Source organism: Lentilactobacillus hilgardii DSM 20176 = ATCC 8290, from assembly GCF_000159315.1.
GTDB lineage: Bacteria > Bacillota > Bacilli > Lactobacillales > Lactobacillaceae > Lentilactobacillus > Lentilactobacillus hilgardii.
Genome location: NZ_GG669992.1, coordinates 870,137 through 884,837, shown reverse-complemented (window position 1 = coordinate 884,837; position 14,701 = coordinate 870,137). Strand labels below are relative to the sequence as shown.

Genomic DNA, 14,701 nt, shown 5'->3' with positions numbered 1-14,701 from the left:
CTAAATCCTAGATTATACAAAAAATATTCAGCATAATTTAAATATACTGAATACTTTCAATCTATTTTGAGTAAAGTTACTTTTGAATTACAACCCTTTCGGTATCTATAATTCAGTTGTCATTAATTACTTGCTAACAAGATGTCTATCAAATCCTTTACCGATAAAACCGATCCAGCCTAATTGACGGAATCTTTTTAGCTCGCAGATAAAACCATGCCCCAGAAAAAAGAATCAGATCCAATATAAGATTTGAAACTATAAATGTAGCATTCACAGTAGTTGTTGACAGGACACTTCCGACAGCGACGGAACCAACAAAGTCCCAAATACCATGGAAGAGAATCGACATAATCAATGATCCGGACCTGATATAACCCCCCCCATGATTAACGCCAATGTGAATGACTGAATCACTTGAAACAGTGTATTAATGACTGGTTGAGAAAAGGCATTTGTTGAATGATCCACCCCAAAGATCAAACTGGTAATCAATAAAGAGTACTAAATTTGACGTGCTTTGGAAGTCTGCTTGCTAAACAGCCTCATCAAGGTTCCCAGAATCAAGCCGCGGTAAAAGAATTCTTCGAAGATACCCACACCGAGACCAACGGTCATACCCAAGGGAACATCCAGATGTGTATTTGTAACAATCCGTTGAATGGCAGCAGCAATCACAATGCCTGTCACTAATATAAAAAAAGAGTCCTTCACCTTCGTGAAGAACTCTTTTCGCGTAATATCTAAATTATTATTTTATAAATGATCATTCGAGAGACGATCATCAAATACATTGTAACAGCCTATTAAAGCAATTAACAACTATTGTATCGCCCCACTGGGCAGTGATTAATCGTCTACCGTTGGTATGTTATCCAAAAGTGTCTTCATTTCATCCCTCATTTGATCCTTCATCGATGATGTGAAGCCTTTTTTCTTACGATACATGCTCTTAGCCGAATCAAAGGTTTCCTGCCAAGATTTCAGCAGTTCTCTTTCATCAACTTTTTCCTGTTTTTCTTCTAAAATAAATTTAATCTGTTCTTTTAAATACGCCAGTACAGCCGGTTTATAAACGACAACTTTACCGTGGAATGTCACACAATAATCGTTTTCGTAGACTTCCCAATATAACTGTTGATCACGGGGGGGAATATTGACGACCGTTAGCTTGGGGAGAACCTGATTCATCCCTAACCCAGACCATCCTAATTGGCTCCCATACGCAACAACCTGTCGTTTAATAAAGTACTGATCGGTTTTTGAAAGCCGAGCCCTTTTTCTCAGTCGATTCATTCGTTCTTGATTTTCAACATCTGCTTTAATATGATCAAAAAGTGATGGTAACATTTCCTGGTGAAGCCCCTCGAGTAATTGTTGCTTAAATGACGGATCGTGTTGTGCCATCCGTGCCACTATACTCACAAAGGTAAAGTGATCCGCCGGCATATCCGCCGAATCAATTGAATTGCTTAAGCGGCTTGCCGCGTCTAGAACTGCTTGTCTGTCTTGGGTCATGTATTATTCCCCATTAATTTCTATTACTTTACTATTTTGTCTATGATTACATCATAGGAAACAACGGCTAATGGTTCAACCATTTAAAGGGAAACGTATTAATTATGCCATGAAATTGTAATTTAGATGTCTTTTTTGTAAAATTTTGTTAAAGAGATTAATTAACAGATGCCTTTTGAATCCAACAAAAAGCGCGCCCCCCTTTAAAGGAACGCTTCTCGTTTAAGGATTGACTACCTGATTGCTTTATCCAAATCCTTAATAATCGTCTTTTTATCGGCCATATAAATATCCCGTTGCGAACGTGCAATTCGCAGTAATAGTTTTTGCCGATTCTGGTCCGTCGTTTGATCAGCCAACTGACGCAACTCACCATCAATAACGTGGGCATCCGTAATTGTGCCACAAACATCTTGAACCCTCTTGGCTTTTCGCAAAATCCGACCTTCTTTTTCAGGAATGAATTCCGAAAAATAAGTTGCCGAATACCGTAATGTCTTGGCCCTTTTACGAACATGGTGAACATGAAGGTAATCATGGAAATCAAGTTGATGGTACTGCTTCATTAATTTGTGATCCCGACGTTTGAATTCCTGAGCAATTGATTTGTCCCAATCCGTCTCATGTTTGAAATTCAACGTATCCAACTGCGCTTTTACCTGCATTAAATAGGTCGCCAAAGCTTCCTGTGTCGTATCCGTCAAAGTCGTTTGCATTTCTTCGTTTCGTTGATGATAAAGCCCTTCAAAAAGTCCCTGATAGTCCGTTTTTTCCTCCGGATGGGCATACGCAAACTTCCCAACTTGAATCATTAGGACGTCAAGGTCTCTCAAAGGTCCAAAGATTTTGGCAGATTGACTAAGATCCCCATTAAGTGAGTCATAAACAACCTGTGGAATTTGTCGCTTCAAAAATTTGATTAGTCCACGCAATGTTCGAATCGAAACCCGTAAGTCATGAGCTCGCTGCACATCATAAGGATTATTCCGGTAACGAAGCCATTCAATTTGAATGGTCTTATATTGTTGATTCAGAATTGTTTTGATTGATGTCATGATTTTGGCCTCCCTTGATGCAAAGTCAAGATAAAGAATTAGGTACAAAAACACCACAGTTTAAAATCCAAAAACATTATTCGCTTAAATCCATTGTAAACCGAAATGATGATTTGTACCCGTTCAAGAATGTACTCTTTTATATAAGTCACTTGATCGCAGTCAAGCTCCCAATTCTTTCTCTATCAATGTGTTTTTCTAGAACAATAATAACCACCCAAAACTAATTGTAAACACAAAGATAAAGCATCGTTTTTGCAGTCTAAAACCTCACTGACAACATCAATGTCTTTTTAAATGTTATCCCTAATCCAACTAATTCTTCAGTGAATCGAAAATAAACCATAATAACCAAAACAAAAACTACTATCGAATGTGCGATAGTAGTTTAGTAGAGCGGCAACACTTCTAAAAGCTTAAAAGATAACCGAAGAACTGGTCGAAGCTTAACGACATTTCTTTTTTATTGATCGTATTAAGGCCATCAAAGCACGGATTAAATCCCCAACTGACTGATTGTACTTGGCAATTACCCTGATTAACGCAACTAGACAAAAAGCACTAAATATGGATCATTACTTTCAGACCAAATTAACCAATTTATACAAAATTTGTGGCAACTGTGTGAGTGTGTGATATCACTTCCAGCATTGAGAAGACTATAATTAAGACATCGTACAGAAAAAAATATCTAATCGGGAGGGAGAATATGAATAAAGGACGAGTTGAGGCATTCACAGACGCAGTGGTAGCGATTATACTCACGATTATGGTTCTTGAATTTAAAACACCGGAGTCTGCCCAGTGGGAAGAAATCATCAAGCAATTGCCCTACTTTTTTGCTTATATTGTTAGTTTTCTATTTGTCGGTGTAGCTTGGTACAATCATCACTACATGTTTACATTAGCTATTCGAATATCTAAAAAAGTGTACTGGGTAAACAACCTGTGGCTTTTTAGCATGTCTTTATTACCGGTTGCGACCGGTTGGGTAGGAAAGTTTCCGCAATATTCCGGACCGGAATACCTATATTTATTTGTCTTTATTTTTTGGAGTTTGTCTTATCTTTGGCTTTCAAATTCGATTAGGAAGACACCGGAGCATGTTAATACGACGGTTAGTAAAAAGATTGAAAGCATGTTTCCTTTTAGATTCTTATCCTCATTCTTTTTTCCGCTTTCTATTGTCATCACCGTCATTGGCATTTATTTTTTACCAGTGCTTGGCATTACAATCACTTTTATCGGGCTAATCATACTAAGCTTCTTAACCCCATCAGACAGTGATAAACTAGCCAAATAGTTTTTTAAAGGGCAAGCCTTCAAGACATACCTATCAAAAGTTATGATTTCATCTGATTTTACAGCAAAATATCCCATCAGCTTAATTGTTGATGGGATATTTTGCTTTCTATATAGCAGCGTACCCCTCCATGCTTTTATGAGCGGCAATACCTTCAAAACGTTGTCATTTACCACGTTTGGCAATATCATGACCATGCGATTAATCATAGCCGCAATCTCTTTTGACCATCATCATCTTTCAGCCGAAATAAAAAGAAAGCCGTTTTTCTTTTTATTTCTTTGTTTCTGTTCTTAGCATAAAGTTTGCCAACTGAAAGCTTTTCTATATTAAAATGATAGAGATAAACATGCCGGCGAAGTTAAAGCGATATTTGGCTTTTATCATTTTCATCAATAAAAGCAAGACATTGTATTTATTTTCAAAAAGTATTGACTATGATAAAACTATGACTATTACTAATTAAAGAATCCATCAAAATACAAATCGGGTGATTACTATTAAAATTATTATCAAAAAACTTTCACAGAAGGAAACAACCGAAGACCTCGCCATATTTAAAGTCCACAACATTTCAGGAACCGTTCAGCAGGCAATCGATATTTTAAAGAGTGGCAACAAACATCTTTTAGCCAAATTAGAAGATCATTCACGGGAAGAACAAATCAGTTATCAAGACATCGTTTATGCAGAATATCTGGAACGACAAATGATCCTATATACCAATTCCAAGATATATTACATTAGGCAATCATTAAACCAATTCAATCAGGATTCTCCTGACTATCTCTTACAGATTTCTAAAAATATACTGGTTAATTTATATGCAATTAAGGCGTTTGAAGCAAGGCTAAACGGGACCTTGGTCGTTCAATTAACAACTGATGAAAAGCAAATTGTCAGTCGCCACTTCGTTCCAATCTTAAGAAAAAGGATTCATGAATTAGCGCAAAATACCTAATGTGTATCTTTAATCACCAAATGTGTCATATTTCGTTTACGCTTAAAGAAAATCAAGGCATACTACACACATAGTTATTTAAAGGCTATGCGGTAATCGGGTTAGGAGGAAAAACAATCATTAAACGCATACTTTCAGGTTTGGAAATTGGCTCATTTATTTTTCTATTAATTTCTCTTTTTTCAAAAGAAACTTTTATCAATACAGAAACGATTCTCTTTGTCCTATCGCTCTCTGGCGTTGTTGGCGCGGTCACCGTCGTTTTTGATCTTGACACGCTTAACTTTTTAACAGCCCTGCTTATTCACTTTTGCGTCATTGTCGCCTATATAACGCTATTTAATGTCATATTTCAGTTGGATTTTTCAATTCCAACACTATTATTAAGCACTTTTGTCATTTATATTATTTCATATTTTGTGGTCTATGTTCATTTACTAATCATGACTACAAATTTAAATAAACTTATAAAGAAATCAGGTAAAGTTCGATGACAATCATCAGAATACTAGCAATCTCAACACCATTCGCATACTTAATTCATTGTTTGGAAGAATTTGGAATTCCTGGAGGATTCATCTCTTGGTACCACGCTTATCGCCCAGCGCTAAACAAGCAAACACCCTTTTATTATCTAATGGTAAATATAATTGCCTTTATCATTGTATCCATCAGTGCGTTAACATCACTCTTTTCAAGTGATTATACAGCCATAGTAGTTGCCTCAAGCTTTCTAGCCAGCAACGCCATTTTTACTCATATTGTTGGAACATTTAAAACCCACACTTACTCTCCGGGGATCGTTACCGGAATCATATTATATATTCCAATCTGCCTTACTTTATATATCATGACGTATACACAAAACCTGCTACCACTTCACACCCTCATCATCATTTTATTTATATCAATGCTTTATGAGCTTTGGAATTTTTATAAATATATGAAGAAAACTAAATCAAGCCAAATAAATAATCGTCTGGTTTAAGGAAATTATTGCTATAGTAATTCATCATTTCTGTTATAGAACAGAAAAAACGTTTCTTATCGAGAAACCAAATCATTATAGTCGTATAAAAGTGTGGATATTTTCCTAACCACACGGGTTCGGCAGAACATTAACATTTTATATACAAGATAAGCGCTCTATGGCAATCCGCAGAGCGCTTTTTGATTTAAATATATAACCTCACTTATTACGAAGCATTGATGAAGCTTCCCAAGTTCTTTTGGGTGATAGAACTAAAGATGCATGTTAAAATAAATTTGTGGCTATTGCCCCTCTATAGCCACGATCCTTGGTATGCAACTTGCATGCACTTATATTATTTGAACTCTCTACGTCTATGGCGTGGAGAGTTTTTGTGTTATCCGAAAATTTCAATATACATTAATTAATAGTCAGCACGTGTTCTATCAATCGCATTAAACCATAAAAATCCCCTATGTTTTCACATACGGATCGAAGTCGCTCGAGGTATTTTACAAGTTTAATTGTAGGGACAATTAGAACTTATACTCATGCTAACATAGCTGTTTTTTCATTGATGGGTTCTTTATCAAATGTGACAAGAATTTATCTTATATAATCATATTGCTTAATTAGTTCAAAAAAGGTGACAAGCCTAATCCACGTGTCACTTTTTAAACCAATTCCTTCTTGACCTATAACAAATTTATCGCTATCACTACTTTCGCCAAATTGGAACATTGGGGCATTGTTTTGATCTCGAGGCAACACCAAAAATTCTCTAATATAAATATCCTTATTGCTGTTATTTGTTATCGGCAGATTTTATGTAGGCGACGCTCACAACTTTTCCACAGTCGTCGACATTTTTCTAACCAACTAAAGGAGCGTTCAGGTCGCCAAAATACCTGTATTATTCCCATTAGCTTTAAAGATTAACGATATATTTTTGCCAATTCATCAAAAACAATTGGTAATTCCGTTATTTCGTCTCGATCAATGAAATGTTTTCCATTCGGCATCAAGATGAATTTACATTTTAGATGACGTGCTAAAGTTTCAGCATAATAAAATGGAACAATATCATCATCGATAGCAGAAATGACAACCGCATCCTTAACTTTTTTTAATACTTCCCGATAATTAATGGCTGTACTAGTAAAACTAGCTAACTCAGGTAATGTGCTGGTAGTTTCATCGAATCCTGACACTAATATTAAGTGAGCACCTTGGATATTATGTTTCTCCAGAAAACGAAGAGCTTGAACACATCCTAAGCTATGGCCAATGATGGTCACTTCTCCGTCACCTTTAATATTTTCTGAACACTTCTTTTCCCATCTTGCAGGGTCAGGATTATCAGAATTAGGCATAGATAATACATGAATCTTTACGTCAAGATTTTGACCAGCCTTTTTCTTTAACCAAGGGAACCAATTGGCATTGGGATTAGCCGTGTATCCGTGAATTAAATAAACTTGTTTGTTATCCAATATAATATACCTCACTTATAAAAGAATGCTGTTTTATGGGTAGCTTAGAACTTATTTTTAATTTTTAATAACGTTACCATAGCATGTAGAATATCGGTGGAAGCTAAAGTCATCATTATCCGACCATTTTATAGGTGGCAGTCACAGTTGCGTCACAAGCTTCAGCATTTGTTCAGTCAGCTAAAGTTACGTCCAATTCCCTAATATGCTGTTGTATGCAACATTATAAGATCGATCATTTCGTTTAGCAATGATCATTTTAACAACGATTGTGATTTAAACTGTTGTAATTCACAAAAATAACGGCTTTGTTCCAAAAAACGGAATGAAGCCGTTATTTTTGATAACTATCTAGTTGATTTTAAATTATTTCAATACTCTACTTAACAAGTATCGGTACGGCCGACGTCTCCAAACACGATGATGTGGTTGCGTTAGTCAATTTGGCAAAAAGAAAATTCGGTAAGATCGACGTCCTTTACAACAATGCCGGCATTATGCCAACCGCAACTTTAGCTGAAGATCACAGAAATGAATGGCAGAATATGCTAAATATAAACGTTATGGGTGTTTTAAACGGCATTCCCGCTGTTCTACCAATCATGCACGAACAAGGTTACGGCCACATTCTTGCAACAGATTCGGTCGCTGGTCACATTGCTTATGCGGGATCGGCTGTTTACTGCGGAACCAAGTTTGCTGTCAGAGCCATTATGGAAGGCTTACGGCAGGAAGAATTAAAGCACAAAATTCGGTCAACAATTGTTTCTCCGGGAGCTGTCAATACTGAACTTTATAAGTCTATCAGTGATCCAAAAAGTGCAAAAGATTTAGTCGCTGCTTGGCAACAAACGCCCGACAGTGCCCTCACTCCGGAAGACCTCGCTGAAGCTGTTGTTTATGCGATTGGCACACCCAATCTGGTTTCAATCAGTGAAATCTTAATTCGCCCTGCCGGCCAAGAAATGTAGGGAATGAGTATCTTGATACAGAAAAAAAGAAAAATCAATTTTAACTGCGGCACTATCCGGCAAACGCTTGATCTTCGAAGATACCGACTTTAAGGAGATTGACAAGATTGTCGCTGCCAACACTGAACGACTCAGGAAGTTCAACTATGAAGCAACTTCTGAAGAAGCCCGGCGAGAGTTATTAACACAAATTACTTTACAACCGATTAATGAAGATACGGTTGTCAGACCACCATTTAATACGGATTTCGGTCGTCATATTTTTCTCGGTGCCGGGGTCTTTGTTAATAGCGATTGTGTCTTTGTTGATCTCGGGGGCATCTATCTTGACGATGGCGCTTTGATCGGGCCGAAAGTAAGTTTGCTGTCTGTGAATCACGTTAAGGACTCGAATCATCGCCGTGATTTGATCCCCAAAGCAGTTCACATTAAGCGACATGCCTGGGTTGGCGCAGGGGCAATTGTCTTACCCGGCGTGACGGTTGGCGAAAACGCGATTGTCGGTGCAGGTTCAGTCGTCACTAAAGATGTCGCCGCAAATACAGTTGTGGTTGGGAATCCTGCAAAGCCTGTTCACCGAATTTCTGATGAAACTTAAATCGGAAGAACATCAATTCTTAGTGCGTAAACCTTGCAAACTGTTTACGTGAAAGCGTGCATTGCCAAGTGTTGAAGACTAAATCCATTAATACAAGATAAGCATCATATGCTCAACAAAAATCCCATCAACCATTAAGTTGATGGGATTTTTAGTCTCTATTGATAAGCACGAACATATTTTGCATTGGCGGTGATGTAACCACCAGCTACCCGGTAACGTAAAATGCCGTGCTTTCTAACATCATTTTTGTGCGAATAATCATATCCATATACTTTTAACGTGCGATTCTTGGCAATCGACTGATTCTTCTTTGTTAAATTAACGTTACTATAACGATTAATCGACTGTTTAGTCTTAATCGATTTCACTTGTTTGTGGCGACCCATGTTCACAAGTTTACGGTTAGCAGTGATGTACTGGCCATTTGTCAATACATAACGAGTGGTCAAATTGTGTTTAACAATTCCTTTAACTCGCAAGACAGTTCCTTGACGATAGTTCTTAACTTTGCCCGTCAAATTGGCTTTGCGATAGGCATTGACACCTCGGGGATTGATCACCGTAACCATTGAGTGCTTGGTTGCGTAATAAACGGGGCGGATATATTTCTGACTGGCAGTAATATATCCCTTCTGACCATCAGTTTTAGACGTGTGATTAACATCTCGAACCTGATATCTTAAAGCACCATTGGCAGCTCGCTTATAGCCGGTGACCACAAACATTGGTCGATTGATTCGCGGCTTCTTAGCATACCAGGAACGTCGATTATTTTTGGTGAAATCAGTTGTCTTGTAGAGACCGATCTTTTTGATCGAATAGACTACTGTTCCTTTGGCGGCAGCAGAACTAGGTACGTTAACCACATCGTTATCAGATGATGTGGTTGGAATTGATGAATTGATACTCGTATTCGAACTGTTTGAAGAAACATCTGAACTAATCGACGAATTCGGAGATACTGTTGGGGATGACGAGTCTGTGGCTGTTGGTGGTGTATTTGGTGTTCCCGGCGTACTTGGCGTTGCGTTCTTATTATAGACGTACTGGACAACAATAGCCTTGTCTCCATAAGTGCCTTTAGCGTTTGTTGGTATTTTCCCGTCCCATGTATAGCCACTAATATCTGGACGGAAATTGGCACCTGTCGTATCATATTCCCGACCTTGAAAGCCAGTAGTCGTTTTCGCCTTAACTCCTGGAATTACTTTGCCAGTCGCGGCGTCAATATATCCTACAGTTATAGTTTGTTTAGTAGCCGGCTTTGAATCCTGCTGCCAAACGTAGGTCTCCGTTTCAGCGGGTCGATTGGTTAGGTAAACATCGTACACAGTTTTGCCTTGGGGATTGTCAACTTCCCCTCCATTATCTGCATCAACTGCTAACCAACCTGGTCCTGTAGCATAACGTACTGGATTGCTGTCAGGAATTGCTGAAGCTGACGAATGTCCTGGTAATGCGCTTCCATCCAAGCCCTTATTGAATGCTTTAGAGCCCAATTTTAAAGTCGATAAATTACTATCATTGTTAAACATACCTTCCACATTGATCACGTTAACTGTATCAAAGCTTGATAAGTCTAGGTGGGTTAGACCAGTAGCTTGATTATACATCCAAGACATATCTGTCACTTTGGATGTATCAAAATTCGATAAGTCTAAGCTGGTCAATCCCTCCGACCAACTAAACATACCTGACATATTAATCGCACTGGATGTATCAAATTTTGAAACGTCTAGGCTGGTTAATCCAGCAGCACCAGTAAACATGTACGACATATCGGTAACACTTGATGTATCAAGTGTTGAGACATCTAGGCTGGTTAATCCAGGGGCACTAAACATGTACGACATATTGGTTACTTTAGCTGTATCAAATTTCGAAATATCTAAGCCGGTTAAACTTTGAAAACCGGAAAACATGTACGACATATCGGTCACCATAGACGTATCAAAGCTTGATAAATCTAAGCTGGTTAAGCTAAAATCACGCATAAACATAGTAGACATATCAGTAGCCTTGGAGGTATCAATTTTATCCATTCCATCAATTGACTTTAAATTTTCCATCCAAGAAAAAAGGCTTGCGGGCGCAGATCCTTCCAATTTTAATGGTCCTGTTATTCGTATGTTTGTAATTGTCTCATCACCCTTCCAAGGATATTTATGAGTCGAGGTGAGCTTTCCGCCACTTAACGTTAACGTGCCATCATCAATACTATATACGACATTTTCAATTTGACCGTTGATAGTCTCAACTGCTACTTGCTGTGAATTTGCCTGCTCACTAGTCGTATCAAGTGCTGTCTGTTTAATAGTCGTTGGATTATCGATCTGTGAGTTGGTCTTAGCTACTTGTGCAATTGGGTTATCAGTGTCAGCAAGCGCACTGGTTGGACATAGAAAGTTACCGGCACCGATAAATAAAGCGCTTACAAAAATGTACAAGTAGTTTTGATTCTTATTCATTATTAACCCCTCCACTAATTGGGCAAAGAAATTAGCAAATCGTTCGAGTCCCTCATTATTCCAATTAAATGTTAACATGGTCTTTATATTTTTTTGAAATTATAAAACTGGTTATCTAAATTCATAGCCTTTTCTTAATCTACTTCGTTTTGTATTCAAATATCAGTGAATAGTGCATGCCCCCTATTCACTCGGTCATGTTCTTTTCGGGCTTTAAAAAAACACGTTTTGTATATATATCAGTACAAAAAGTCTCCATGCTTTCACACAGGGACGATTAAGGGCAAAAAGGTCTCACCAATTTCCCGGTGAGACCTTTCATATCCCAAAAGATTTTCTACAATTCGCCAAACCACAAACTAATTTTTAAACTTATCGATCTTGTCCCCCCCAACCGATTTTAACAAGTTTAACTTTGGTATTTTTGCCCCAACTATTATCTTTCCAATTATTAAAGGCCAGATATTTATTAGTTTGTTTTCTAGTAATCAGATAATCAGGGACTTGACCACTGACATCTATTCCCTTGTGATTATGACCCTTATACTCAAAAATGACGGGTGTATATTGTTCATTAAGCTGCCAAGACAGCTTTTTGTGATTATCAAATGGGTCCGATACCATTGCGCCATCATAATAGCCTTTCGCTTCATATTTACGACCATCAATCCCCAAAGTCCAAGACATCTCAACGGCACGCCGACTAATCATATATTTATTTATTTTTCCTCTGTGATAGTGCAGCCCATTAAAATGATGCGCACCTCCGGGATACTTCTTATGGCCAAAATACCAAGTGCCTCTCAATGCCCTTGGTACCGTATAGCCTAAAAGATTAGGGTGGTAAAATGCTGGCGAAACAGTTGCACTCGCTTTATTTGAAATAGCGGATCCAAGACCAAAACTAAGAAAAAATATGCCAACCACTAAAAGTGATCCTTTCTTCAACTTCAATCGCTTCCTTGTTTAAGATAATAATTTTTAGTATTTCATGTCTCTTCATTGAGCCTATCAAACAGCCAACTTTTAAACCGAAATTCATTGTAAAGATAGCTTTAGTTCACCCGATGAAATAAGTCTTGAGATGACGTTGCCGGATACTTATGGCCATCTAGATGAATATAAATTGTATGTCGTGATGTTCGTCTGATTGTTAGATGGTGAATTTTTTGGTAGCCGTCGATAAATTCTTTAGCCTTAATTGAATAGATGTATTTGTGAACCTGATGCCACCTTAACTGTTTAAACTTATCCGGCATACTACCGAAAGAATTAAAAATGATTGTGTGCTGTCCAAAACTTGCTTTGGACTTGTCTTTCCCTATCGGAGTCGAGATCGTCCGTGTCTGCCAGTGCCCACGCAAAAACGTCGGCGTGCCAAAATGCCACGTTGAAGCATTTACATTTAAACTTTGATAGCCTACGCCAAAAATGATAGAAACAACTGACAGTCCCAATATTTTAGTTAATTTCATATAGCTCTCCGTTTCTTTTGCCCTTAACGGTAGTAATGCCAAACTCTTTTATTTTGATTTGTTTTAACCGAGATAGAATTGTGTCCTCGCCATTTAATCCAACAATGTGCCTTGAATCCGCCTATCCCCATCCCTTTAAACTTATATAAGTGATTTCCGAGATATCTGTATTTGGGATACCAGATAGTTGGAGCCGCCGCGTCAGCAGAACTACCAATCGCATGTATCATATCATTCAGCATATGTTTACTGACCGTTAATGTGTCGTAGCATGGAAATCCGCCATAGTGAAAGATACCCGTGCGCCAGTGCCCTCTCAATGCACTCGGTGTTCCCTTATGCCAAGTAGCAGCGCTTACCTGCTGTGGATTTGAAAACACACCAATTCCAATAAAAGATGCAACTACTAACCCGGTAGCCAACTTCTTTATTTCCATAAAATACCCTCCAAGCAATTATTAATTACTATTTAAATATACTATGATAATACATACATGGATGATGCTTTTTGTAAAAAAGTTAATATCCATTCTTATTTGCGCTATAGTCAGTATAGATATGCAAATGAAATTCAAAGAAGGAAAAACTATGAATACTAAAAAGAAAGGCAAGATAATAAGTAATGTTGCATGGTTCATCTCCTGTATTCTTATATTTGTAGTCTGGCTCATAACAAAAGATTTCAATGCTACTTTTTGGGCAATTACTGCTCTTATTTTTCTTTTTTATCTCTCTTCTTACCTGACCGTCGTTTAAACAATATTTTACTAAATTATATAAATAAGAATCACGAAAATAAGATTTGAAGGAAAACTTTTAACAAAGAAACCACTATCACCCGTGCTATAATTAACACGAGCAATAGTAGATCAATAGAGCGGCAACGTTACTACAGACCTAAAAAAGAACCGGGAGACTCGCCAAAGTTAATGGCGGTTCTTTTTTTCTGCCTGCGTAAACTCGACCAAAGCACGGATTATATCCGCAATTGACTGATTGCACTTGGCAATCGCCCTGATTAATGCAGCCTCGCCAAAAGCAGAACTGCCCAAGACATCAAAGAATAACACCTTTCCTAGAATATGATTGATACGTTTCATACGCATCGCTCCCTTCTTTGGAAGAATGTTCCCGCCCAACTAAGGCTACAATCAAATATCTTACCATTAATAAGCCACAAAAGCACTCTACCATTGAGATAGGGTGCTTTCTGTCTGCTTAATAAATATAGGTATGAAAAAACCCTTATGTTTTCACGTAAGGGTCCAAGTTGCTAGAGGTATTTTACAAATCTAATTCATGAGGGGAAATTAGAACTTAACCTCATGCTAACATAGTAGCTTTTGCTTTGAAAGGCACTTTATTAAATATTACAAAGTTTTACTGTATATATGTTAATTTGATTAATAAGTTCAAAAAAGTGACGAACCTTAGATTCGCCACTTTTTCAATAAAACTTATATTTTAATTTAGCCAACTAAAACTATTAATACTTACCGGCAATAATTAACTTCTTATTTGCTGTGACATAATGTCCGTTACTCAATTGATAACGAGTGGTCAAATTATGCTTAACCAACTTCTTAACAGTCAAACGAACACCTTTCTTGTAGTGTTTAGCTTTACCAGTTAAGTTAGCTGATTTATAAGTGTTAATACCCTTTTTAGCAATTACTGTGATCTTCTTTGACTTCGGAACACTAGCGTAATAAACCGGAACAACATATTTACGGCTGGCAGTAATATAACCTGTCTTACCAGCAGTCTTACGGCCATGATTTACATCACGAACCTTGTATCTCAAAGTGCCATTACTAGTTCGCTTGTAACCAGTAACAACAAACATTGGCCGGTTAATCCGTTTTTGCTTAGGGTACCAAGCAATT

The 14,701-nt window shown here is 37.6% G+C and carries 15 protein-coding genes and 1 pseudogene; 6 read left to right on the top strand and 10 right to left on the bottom strand.

The features are described 5' to 3' along the window. Nucleotides 1-504 precede the first annotated feature (504 nt). From HMPREF0519_RS03910 to HMPREF0519_RS03900, 3 genes are all read right to left on the bottom strand, one after another. Nucleotides 505-714 (bottom strand): hypothetical protein, encoded by a 210-nt coding sequence (locus HMPREF0519_RS03910; protein ID WP_003634826.1) that lies wholly within the window; start codon nt 712-714, stop codon nt 505-507. A 135-nt stretch (nt 715-849) separates the two neighbouring features. Then, a complete protein-coding gene (locus HMPREF0519_RS03905; protein ID WP_003634825.1) occupies nt 850-1,518 on the bottom strand; it encodes a hypothetical protein in 669 nt (222 codons plus the stop codon). Between the two features lie 233 nt (nt 1,519-1,751). Further along, nucleotides 1,752-2,573: a CHAD domain-containing protein gene (locus tag HMPREF0519_RS03900; protein WP_050768654.1), complete on the bottom strand. Its 822-nt coding sequence runs from the start codon at nt 2,571-2,573 to the stop codon at nt 1,752-1,754. Nucleotides 2,574-3,282: 709 nt separating this feature from the next. Here HMPREF0519_RS03900 and HMPREF0519_RS03895 point away from each other — a divergent pair. The 4 genes from HMPREF0519_RS03895 to HMPREF0519_RS13265 all read left to right on the top strand — a co-directional run bounded on the left by HMPREF0519_RS03895 (nt 3,283) and on the right by HMPREF0519_RS13265 (nt 5,825). Further along, nucleotides 3,283-3,876, top strand: a complete 594-nt coding sequence (locus tag HMPREF0519_RS03895; RefSeq protein ID WP_040472660.1) for a TMEM175 family protein — start codon at nt 3,283-3,285, stop codon at nt 3,874-3,876. 490 nt (nt 3,877-4,366) lie between these two features. Further along, on the top strand, nt 4,367-4,837 hold the full coding sequence (locus tag HMPREF0519_RS03890; RefSeq protein WP_003634821.1) for a LytTR family DNA-binding domain-containing protein: 471 nt from the start codon (nt 4,367-4,369) through the stop codon (nt 4,835-4,837). Nucleotides 4,838-4,932: 95 nt separating this feature from the next. Beyond that, entirely contained in the window at nt 4,933-5,331 is a 399-nt protein-coding gene (locus tag HMPREF0519_RS14720) for a DUF3021 family protein (protein ID WP_040472659.1), read from the top strand. Continuing rightward, a complete protein-coding gene (locus HMPREF0519_RS13265; protein WP_003634819.1) occupies nt 5,328-5,825 on the top strand; it encodes an HXXEE domain-containing protein in 498 nt (165 codons plus the stop codon). The genes HMPREF0519_RS14720 and HMPREF0519_RS13265 overlap by 4 nt, the downstream gene beginning before the upstream one ends. A gap of 917 nt (nt 5,826-6,742) precedes the next feature. On the opposite strand, the gene HMPREF0519_RS03880 is transcribed toward HMPREF0519_RS13265, so the two are convergent. Further along, nucleotides 6,743-7,300, bottom strand: a complete 558-nt coding sequence (locus HMPREF0519_RS03880) for an RBBP9/YdeN family alpha/beta hydrolase (RefSeq protein WP_040472658.1) — start codon at nt 7,298-7,300, stop codon at nt 6,743-6,745. Between the two features lie 398 nt (nt 7,301-7,698). Between HMPREF0519_RS03880 and HMPREF0519_RS03875 the strand changes: the two are divergent. Then, nucleotides 7,699-8,271 (top strand): annotated as a pseudogene (locus HMPREF0519_RS03875) (SDR family oxidoreductase); the annotation flags it as partial. A gap of 67 nt (nt 8,272-8,338) precedes the next feature. Further along, nucleotides 8,339-8,869 carry a DapH/DapD/GlmU-related protein gene (locus tag HMPREF0519_RS03870; RefSeq protein ID WP_003634815.1) on the top strand — a complete coding sequence of 177 codons (531 nt, stop codon included), beginning with the start codon at nt 8,339-8,341 and terminating at the stop codon, nt 8,867-8,869. Between the two features lie 158 nt (nt 8,870-9,027). Here the strand turns inward: HMPREF0519_RS03870 and HMPREF0519_RS03865 are convergent, their stop codons facing one another. The 6 genes from HMPREF0519_RS03865 to HMPREF0519_RS03840 form a co-directional block, all read right to left on the bottom strand. Continuing rightward, a complete protein-coding gene (locus HMPREF0519_RS03865) occupies nt 9,028-11,418 on the bottom strand; it encodes a BspA family leucine-rich repeat surface protein (protein WP_003634814.1) in 2,391 nt (796 codons plus the stop codon). 294 nt (nt 11,419-11,712) lie between these two features. Beyond that, nucleotides 11,713-12,288, bottom strand: coding sequence for a hypothetical protein (locus HMPREF0519_RS03860; protein ID WP_040472656.1), 576 nt, complete (start codon nt 12,286-12,288; stop codon nt 11,713-11,715). A 107-nt stretch (nt 12,289-12,395) separates the two neighbouring features. Further along, nucleotides 12,396-12,815, bottom strand: coding sequence for a hypothetical protein (locus HMPREF0519_RS03855; protein WP_003634812.1), 420 nt, complete (start codon nt 12,813-12,815; stop codon nt 12,396-12,398). A 23-nt stretch (nt 12,816-12,838) separates the two neighbouring features. Beyond that, a complete protein-coding gene (locus HMPREF0519_RS03850) occupies nt 12,839-13,252 on the bottom strand; it encodes a hypothetical protein (protein ID WP_003634811.1) in 414 nt (137 codons plus the stop codon). A gap of 489 nt (nt 13,253-13,741) precedes the next feature. Beyond that, entirely contained in the window at nt 13,742-13,915 is a 174-nt protein-coding gene (locus HMPREF0519_RS13665) for a hypothetical protein (protein WP_154646069.1), read from the bottom strand. A 386-nt stretch (nt 13,916-14,301) separates the two neighbouring features. Beyond that, the coding region (locus HMPREF0519_RS03840) for a DUF5776 domain-containing protein (protein WP_233419310.1) at nt 14,302-14,701 on the bottom strand (400 nt) is incomplete at its 5' end.

Bases quoted from the DNA above. Each gene is read 5' to 3' on its own strand.
- HMPREF0519_RS03855 (WP_003634812.1), bottom strand. From the start codon at position 12,815: ATGAAATTAACTAAAATATTGGGACTGTCAGTTGTTTCTATCATTTTT.
- HMPREF0519_RS03905 (WP_003634825.1), bottom strand. From the start codon at position 1,518: ATGACCCAAGACAGACAAGCAGTTCTAGACGCGGCAAGCCGCTTAAGC.
- HMPREF0519_RS13265 (WP_003634819.1), top strand. From the start codon at position 5,328: ATGACAATCATCAGAATACTAGCAATCTCAACACCATTCGCATACTTA.
- HMPREF0519_RS03895 (WP_040472660.1), top strand. From the start codon at position 3,283: ATGAATAAAGGACGAGTTGAGGCATTCACAGACGCAGTGGTAGCGATT.
- HMPREF0519_RS03900 (WP_050768654.1), bottom strand. From the start codon at position 2,573: ATGACATCAATCAAAACAATTCTGAATCAACAATATAAGACCATTCAA.
- HMPREF0519_RS03865 (WP_003634814.1), bottom strand. From the start codon at position 11,418: ATGTTAACATTTAATTGGAATAATGAGGGACTCGAACGATTTGCTAAT.
- HMPREF0519_RS03850 (WP_003634811.1), bottom strand. From the start codon at position 13,252: ATGGAAATAAAGAAGTTGGCTACCGGGTTAGTAGTTGCATCTTTTATT.
- HMPREF0519_RS13665 (WP_154646069.1), bottom strand. From the start codon at position 13,915: ATGAAACGTATCAATCATATTCTAGGAAAGGTGTTATTCTTTGATGTC.